Annotated in this window: 1 protein-coding gene; it reads left to right on the forward strand. The window is 37.5% G+C overall.

The window, feature by feature from the left end; genetic code table 11:
- The first annotated feature begins 172 nt into the window (after window positions 1-172).
- Window positions 173-1,534 (forward strand): IS4 family transposase, encoded by a 1,362-nt coding sequence (locus tag SPD53_RS19710; RefSeq protein WP_269411003.1) that lies wholly within the window; start codon window positions 173-175, stop codon window positions 1,532-1,534.
- Window positions 1,535-1,536: the final 2 nt, after the last annotated feature.

Consider the following 1,536-nt stretch of genomic DNA (forward strand, 5'->3'; position numbering starts at 1 on the left):
ACTCAACTTTCGCAGAGTAAAAATGACATCTAACCTTTATCTGGTAAAGTACTTTTGGAAATTCATTATGGACCTTGACATCTGCCTACTATAAAAAAGAAAAACACCTCCACTTTTGGTATAGTTTAATTGTCTAGAAAAAAACTACCAAATAGAAGAGGTGCCTCCTACTATGATAGCGAATAATGACCAAAATAATCAAATGCCAACCGAATTAAAATCTGGTTTTAATGAATTAGAGATGCTTAAACATTTGCGGAAAGCCGGTATCACCAAAGGATTTGGGTTTTCTTGTGCTTATTTATTTCAGCTCCTATTTTGTTTAATTTTCGAACAGAAAAATTGGTTTCGATTGCTTGAAAGCAAAAAATCAGAAAGTCTGCCAGGGAAAGACACCATCTATCGCTTTTTAAACTATTCCAAGTATAATTGGCGCCGTTTTTTACTTTCACTAAGTGCTTCAACCATTTCTAAAGTAAGTCGGTTGACCAAAAATGATCGTCCAAAAGTGTTAATCGTTGATGACTCTGCCTATGAACGGAACCGGAGTAAGAAAGTAGAATTACTGGCTCGCTGTTTTGATCACGCATCTCAAAAAATGCGTTTTTACAAAGGTTTTCGTATGCTTACGCTTGGTTGGTCGGATGGTGCCACTTTCATGCCAGTCGACTTCTCCTTATTAAGCTCAAAGAAGTCAAAAATCAATGATATTTCGAATAAAGTAGACAAACGCACTTCTGGTTATAAAAGACGGGAAGAAGCCCTACAAACAGCTCCAGAACAACTACCATCTATGATTTCACGGGCACTTTCTGCAGGAATAGACGCATCTTATGTGTTAATGGATAGTTGGTTTACCCAGCAGCCACTGATTCAATCGATTGTGGAACAAGGTATAGACGTGATTGGTATGGTGAAAGCTACCAATCAACGTTATTTAGTTGATGAAAAACGGGTTAATTTAAAAGAACTTTATCGTCTAGCGAAACCAGCATCGGGAAACAAAAGTATCTTGCGCTCTATTCATACAACGATGGCAAACGGAGTACCAGTAAAAGTTGTATTCGTTCGAAATCGCAATAAAAGAAGTGAATGGTTAGCTATCTTAAGTACGGATTGTACGTTAACAGAAACAGAGATTATTCGAATTTACGGAATGCGCTGGGACATTGAAGTCTTTTTCAAGGCGACAAAATCTCTGTTGAAATTACAAAAGGAATTTCAAGGTAGATCCTATGATTCACTAATCAGCCACACGACGATTGTCTTTTCAAGATATATCCTTTTGTCTTGGCAAAACCGCTGTAGTACAGATGACCGCACACTTGGCGGGATGTTTTATGAACTTTGTGACGAAGTAAATGAACTGGATTGGGCAGTTGCATTACAACAACTAATCGAGCTTCTTGAAGATGCTTTGAATAAAACGAACAAGAAATTCAAAAAGTTAATCAAAAGTCAACTACAGTATTGGTTTGCGGGATTACCTAACTATATCAAGGTATACCTGCCTAGTTTGGGCTGCGAAAGTTGAGT

Source organism: Oceanobacillus sp. MO10714A, assembly GCF_037072045.1.
GTDB lineage: Bacteria > Bacillota > Bacilli > Bacillales > Amphibacillaceae > Oceanobacillus > Oceanobacillus indicireducens.